The organism is Micromonospora deserti (assembly GCF_003236335.1).
Lineage (GTDB): Bacteria > Actinomycetota > Actinomycetes > Mycobacteriales > Micromonosporaceae > Micromonospora > Micromonospora deserti.
This window is the reverse complement of sequence record NZ_POUB01000336.1, coordinates 1-5734: the sequence shown is the minus strand read 5'-3', so window position 1 is coordinate 5734 and position 5734 is coordinate 1. Positions and strand designations below refer to the sequence as shown.

The following is a 5734-nucleotide window of genomic DNA, read 5'->3' as shown; positions in this document are numbered from 1 at the left end:
TCCCGCCACGCCCCACCACCCCGCTCTCCACGGGCGCGCTGCTGGTCAACGGCCGCCACCAGCCGCGTATCGGCCACGAGGTCACCCACGAGATGGCCTCCGCCGACCAGGTTGACCTGCTCTGCGCGTTCATCAAGTGGCACGGTCTGCGCCTGGTGGAGCGGCCGATCCGCGAGCTGATCGAGCGCGGCGGCCGGCTGCGGGTCATCACCACGACGTACCTGGGCGCGACCGACCAGCGGGCCCTCGATCGGCTCGCCGAGTTGGGCGCCGAGATCAAGGTGTCCTACGAGACGAGGACCACCCGGCTGCACGCCAAGGCCTGGTTGTTCCGCCGCCGCAACGGCACCAGCACCGCGTATGTCGGCTCGTCCAACCTGTCGAAGACCGCGCTGGTCGACGGCGTGGAGTGGAACGTGCGGGTGTCCAACCTGGAGCAGCCGCACGTGATCGACACGTTCACCGCGACGTTCGGGGACTACTGGCACGACCGGGCGTTCGAGGACTACGACCCGGCCAAGGACGCGGATCGGCTCCGCAGGGCGCTCAGCGGGGAGCGCCGCGACGATACGCCTACCGAGATCGCCAACCTGGACGTGCGGCCGTACCCGTATCAGGCGGAGATCCTGGCCGACCTGGACGCCGAACGGAAGGTACACGGGCGGCACCGCAACCTCGTGGTCATGGCCACCGGCACCGGCAAGACGGTGGTCGCGGCGCTCGACTACCGCCGGCTCCGCCGCGACAGCACCGTCGACTCGCTGCTCTTCGTCGCGCATCAGGAGCAGATCCTCCGGCAGAGCCTGTCGACGTTCCGGCAGGTGATGGGGGACGGCAGCTTCGGCGAGACGCTCGTCGGAGGCAGGGAGCCGCAGCACTGGCGGCACGTCTTCGCCTCCGTCCAGTCGCTGCACCGGCGGGAGATCGACCCCGCGGCGTACGACATGGTGATCGTCGACGAGTTCCACCACGCGGAGGCGCCGACGTACGCCCGGTTGTTGGAGCGGCTGCGGCCGCGCGTACTGCTGGGGTTGACCGCGACCCCCGACCGGGCCGACGGCGGCGACGTGCGCCGGTGGTTCGACGGCCGCGCGGCCGTGGAGCTGCACCTGTGGGATGCCCTGGAACGGCAGTTGTTGGCGCCGTTCCAGTATTTCGGGCTGCACGACGACGTCGACCTGTCGCAGCTGCGCTGGAAGCGCGGGCAGGGGTACGACCGGGCGGCGCTGGACGGCGTCTACACCGGCAACCACGCCCGGGCGCGCATGGTGCTGCGGGCCGTCCGCGACAAGGTCGACGTCGGGCGGATGCGGGCGCTGGGGTTCTGCGTGAGCATCGGGCACGCCGCGTTCATGGCGGACTTGTTCACGCAGCATGGCGTCCCGTCGGCGGCGGTGACCTCGCGGGTTGACGGCGCCGGCCGGCAGGCGCTGCTGGCGGCATTCCGTAACGGCGAGCTGCGGGTTCTCTTCACCGTTGACCTGTTCAACGAGGGCGTCGACCTGCCGATTGTCGACACGATTCTCATGCTGCGCCCCACCGAGAGCGCGACGATCTTCCTTCAGCAGCTCGGCCGGGGGCTACGCCTGGACGACGACAAGCCGTGCCTGACCGTGCTGGACTTCATCGGCGGGCAGCACGCCAACTTCCGCTTCGACCTGCGGTGGCGGGCACTGACCGGGGTGAGCCGGCGGGCCGTAGCCGAGGCGGTGCGGGACGACTTCCCGAGGCTGCCGAGCGGGTGCCACATCGAGCTGGACCGTGTCGCTAAGGACATCGTTCTCCGCAACGTGGAGAAGGCGATGCCCACGTCGAAGCGCGGGTTGGTCGCCGAGCTGCGGCAGCTCGGCGATGTGAGTCTCGCGGAGTTCCTGCGGGAGACCGGGTTGGAGATCGAGGACGTGTACCGGTCGGCGGCCGTCGGTGGCTGGACAGGGCTGCGGCGCCTCGCGGGGCTGGAAACCTCGGCTCCTGGACCGGCCGAACGGGACTTGGGGCGGGCGATCGGCCGGATGCTGCACACCGACGACGTCGACCGGCTGGACCTGCTGACCCGGGTAGCGGCTGGGCCAGCCGCTCCAGGCGAACCGCCGCTCGCCGAGGCGGGGCGGCTGCTGGACATGCTTCATTTCAGCCTGTGGGGGCCCGACGCGGCGCTCGCCGAACGGGACGCCCACCTCGCCCGGCTGTGGGCGGAGCCGGCGCGTTGCGCCGAGCTGCGCCAGGTGGCCGAGGTGCTGCGCGACCGGATCCACCGAGTGACGGCGGAGCCGTCGCGGGAGATGCCGCTGCGGGTGCACGCGCACTACAGCCGCAACGAGGCGTGTGCCGCCTTCGGCATGGATAAGCCAGGGTCGCTGCGGGAGGGCGTGAAGTGGCTGCCGGACGCGCAGGCGGACCTGTTCTTCGTCACGCTGGTCAAGTCGGAGGAGCACTACTCCCCCACCACCATGTACGCCGACCGGGCCATCACCGAGGCGCTGTTCCAGTGGGAATCGCAGAGCACCACGTCATCGGCATCAACGACTGGCCAGCGATACATCCACCACGCAGAACGGGGGTCGACGGTGCATCTCTTCGTTCGGGAGACCAAGCTCGCCGACCGCGACCTGGGCGCGCCGGCCTACCTCTACGCCGGCCCGATGACCTACCGTGAGCACACCGGTGACCGGCCGATGCGGATCATCTGGCGGCTGCACCACCCGCTGCCGGCTGACATGTATGCCGCTGCCCGGGCGATCGCCGCCTGAACGGTGTCGTGCCCCTCGCCGGCTTGCCCGTCCTCGTAGGCTCGGCGGCTCCTAACTCCGCCAGCCGGCGATCACGCGGCCACGCGCAGCCGAGCCCGGCGTGACGCCGGACCCGGCTGCGCAGCGGTCCCCGATCAGCCGGCCTCCGGCAGTTCGAACACCCGGCGGACGTCGACCTCGATGTCGATCCCGGCCTCGATGAAGATGTCGACGAACCGCTTCGCCCACTCCACCGCCTCCTCCTTCGACCGCACGTCCAGGATCGCGAACCCGGCGATGAGTTCCTTCGTCTCGGAGAACGGCCCGTCGGTGATGGTGGTCTTCTTCCCCGGGGTGGCGGTGATCCGGGCCGAGTCCTCGCTGCTCTTCTCCAGCCCTTCGCCGACGAGCAGCACCCCGGCCTTGTTCGCCTCCTCGATGAAGTCACCCATCCGTTCCATGAACTCGGGGCTCGGGTCGAAGGCGCCAGGCTGGTTCTCGTCGAGCTTGTGCATGACCATGTACCGCATCGATCTCTTCCTTTCAGGATGCGCCGGGATCGGCGCGGGTGGGACGCCGGGGTGCCGGCGCGAGTGCCGGCCCGATCCGGCTCTCACTGACGCGTCGATCGGCGCGAGCCGGATACGACATGGCGGCCGAACTTTTCTGGAGACTTTTCTCAGCGGGTCGGCGCGATGCCCCGGGCGCAGTCGGCGGCCCGGTCGAGCAGCAGGGCGCGTTCCCGCTCGTTCGAGGTGAGCTGGGCGGCGCGTTCGAACTCGGCGCGGGCCTCGTCGTGGCGGCCGAGCTTGGCCAGCAGGTCCGCGATCACGCTGGGCAGCAGGTGGTAGCGGGCCAGCGCCGGCTCGTCGACCAGGGCCCGCGCCAGCTCCAGACCGGCGGCCGGGCCGTCGGCGAAGGAGACCGCGACAGCCCGGTTGAGCTCCACGACCGGCGACGGTGCGACCCGGGCCAGCTCCGCGTAGCCCGCCGCGATCCGCGCCCAGTCGGTCTCCTCGGGGGCACGCGCCCGCGCGTGGCAGGCCGCGATCTCCGCCTGCAGGGTGTACGGGCCGGGTGGGCCCCCCGCCGCGCGGGCCCGGTCGAGGGCGGCGAGCCCGCGCCGGATGAGCAGCCGGTCCCAGCGGCTGCGGTCCTGATCGAGCAGGAGGATCGGCTCGCCGGCCGGATCGGTCCGGGCGGCGGTGCGGGACGCCTGGATCTCCAGCAGGGCGGCCAGCCCGTGCACCTCGGGCTCGTCGGGCATCAGCCCCTGCAGGACCCGGGCCAGGCGCAGCGCGTCCGCGCAGAGCTGCGGGCGCATCCAGTCGTCGCCGGCGGTGGCCGAGTAGCCCTCGTTGAAGATCAGGTAGATGACCTCGAGCACGCTGGCCAGCCGTTCGCCGCGCTCGGCGACACCGGGCACCTCGAACGGCACCTGCGCCTCGGCGAGGGTCTTCTTGGCCCGGGTGATCCGCTGCGCGACGGTGGTCTCCGGCACGAGGAACGCTCGGGCGATCTCCTCGGCCTTCAGCCCGCCGAGCATGCGCAGGGTGAGCGCGGCCCGCGCCTGCGGGGAGAGCACCGGGTGGCAGGCGGTGAAGACCAGCCGCAGCAGGTCGTCGTCGATGCGCTCGTCGAACGCGGCGTCGAAATCCGGGGTGAACCGGTCGTCGCCCAGTTCGTGGCCGAGTTCGGCGACCTTGCGGTCGAGCAGCCGCCGGCGGCGCAGCCCGTCGACGGCCCGCCGCTTCCCGACGGCGGTCAGCCATGCGCCCGGGTTGCCCGGTACGCCGTCCCGCGGCCACTGTTCCAGCGCGGCGACCAGGCTGTCCTGCGCGAGTTCCTCGGCCCAGCCGATGTCGCGCACGAGCCCGGCCAGGGCGGCGATCACCCGCCCGGATTCGATCCGCCACACCGCCTCGATCGCCCGGTGCGTCTCTGCAGCCCCCATGACCGCTCATCAGAGCAGCTCGGCCCGGCTCGTTCAACACAAGCGCGCGGCTGCGACCGCCGGCGGGGTCGCCGCGAGACGGGCCGTTCGCGCGTACCCGGCCGGTGAACGCGCCGATGTCCGGCGGGGCGGCACCAGCACCGGATCGACGTGCCGTGGATGACCACCGACGGCGGCCTTCGGCACGTCGAATCGCCGCCGATGTCACAGGTCGGCGCTACCGTCGGGCGGATTGGGTGACCGGGCGTGTCCAGGAGGTGCCGCCGATGATCGACCACGTGTCCATCCAGGTCCGGGAAGTGGCCGCCGCCGGGGCCTTCTACGACGCCGCCGTGGCGGCCGGCGCCGAGGTGCTGCACGCGCCGAGGGTGTGGCCGGAGTACCGCCCGAGCTACTTCGGCGCTTTCGTCCGCGACCCGGACGGCAACAACGTCGAGGCCGTCTGCCACGGGCCGGCGTGATGGAGCAGCGGATCAGCCTGATCACCCTCGGGGTCACCGACGTGGCCCGGGCGCGCGCCTTCTACGAGCGGCTCGGTTGGCGCGGCCAGGAGGTCGAGGAGACGGTCTTCTTCCAGGCGGGCGGGCTGGCGCTGGTGCTGTGGGGGCGTGACAAGCTGGCCGCCGACGCGGGCGTAGACGACCCGGGTTCGGGCGGCTTCGGCGGGGTGACGCTGGCACAGAACGTCCGGTCGCGGGCCGAGGTGGACGATCTGCTCGCCGCGGCGGCCGCCGCCGGGGCGGAGGTGACCCGGCCGGCCCGGGAGACCTTCTACGGCGGGTACGCGGGCTGCTTCGCCGACCCCGACGGTCACCTCTGGGAGGTCGCCTGGAATCCGGGCTTCCCGCTCGCTCCGGACGGCACCCTCACCGTCCCCGATTTCGGAGCCTCAGCCTGACCATCCCCCGGCCCCGCTGCTGGGCTGACCCCGGCCATGGTTCGTCGAGCGTACGGCTCAGGGGGTGGCCGACGGGCAGATGATCGGGTCGAGCAGCGGTAGCCGCAGGGGTTCGCAGAGGCTGAGCAGGGAGGGCTCCGGCGAGGACGGCGG

At 71.9% G+C, this 5734-nt stretch carries 5 protein-coding genes; 3 read left to right on the top strand and 2 right to left on the bottom strand.

The window, feature by feature from the left end; translation table 11 throughout:
* A partial coding sequence (locus C1I99_RS28575; RefSeq protein ID WP_199562425.1) for a DEAD/DEAH box helicase occupies window positions 1–2750 on the top strand: 2750 nt, incomplete at its 5' end.
* 134 nt (window positions 2751–2884) lie between these two features.
* Here C1I99_RS28575 and C1I99_RS28570 read toward each other — a convergent pair.
* Together C1I99_RS28570 and C1I99_RS28565 are read right to left on the bottom strand one after the other, a co-directional pair.
* Window positions 2885–3259: a YciI family protein gene (locus tag C1I99_RS28570; protein ID WP_111137306.1), complete on the bottom strand. Its 375-nt coding sequence runs from the start codon at window positions 3257–3259 to the stop codon at window positions 2885–2887.
* A gap of 149 nt (window positions 3260–3408) precedes the next feature.
* Window positions 3409–4683, bottom strand: coding sequence for an RNA polymerase sigma factor (locus C1I99_RS28565; RefSeq protein WP_111137305.1), 1275 nt, complete (start codon window positions 4681–4683; stop codon window positions 3409–3411).
* Between the two features lie 266 nt (window positions 4684–4949).
* Between C1I99_RS28565 and C1I99_RS33525 the strand changes: the two genes are divergently transcribed.
* Both C1I99_RS33525 and C1I99_RS28555 read left to right on the top strand, forming a co-directional pair.
* Complete coding sequence (locus C1I99_RS33525) at window positions 4950–5144, top strand: VOC family protein (RefSeq protein WP_325049247.1); 195 nt, start codon at window positions 4950–4952, stop codon at window positions 5142–5144.
* Entirely contained in the window at window positions 5144–5581 is a 438-nt protein-coding gene (locus tag C1I99_RS28555) for a VOC family protein (RefSeq protein WP_111137303.1), read from the top strand. Before C1I99_RS33525 ends, C1I99_RS28555 begins: the two co-directional genes overlap by 1 nt.
* Window positions 5582–5734 lie beyond the last annotated feature (153 nt).

What these genes read in the sequence shown, in the direction of transcription:
- C1I99_RS28570 (WP_111137306.1), bottom strand. Translation starts at nt 3,259, where the DNA reads ATGCGGTACATGGTCATGCACAAGCTCGACGAGAACCAGCCTGGCGCC.
- C1I99_RS28565 (WP_111137305.1), bottom strand. Translation starts at nt 4,683, where the DNA reads ATGGGGGCTGCAGAGACGCACCGGGCGATCGAGGCGGTGTGGCGGATC.
- C1I99_RS33525 (WP_325049247.1), top strand. Translation starts at nt 4,950, where the DNA reads ATGATCGACCACGTGTCCATCCAGGTCCGGGAAGTGGCCGCCGCCGGG.
- C1I99_RS28555 (WP_111137303.1), top strand. Translation starts at nt 5,144, where the DNA reads ATGGAGCAGCGGATCAGCCTGATCACCCTCGGGGTCACCGACGTGGCC.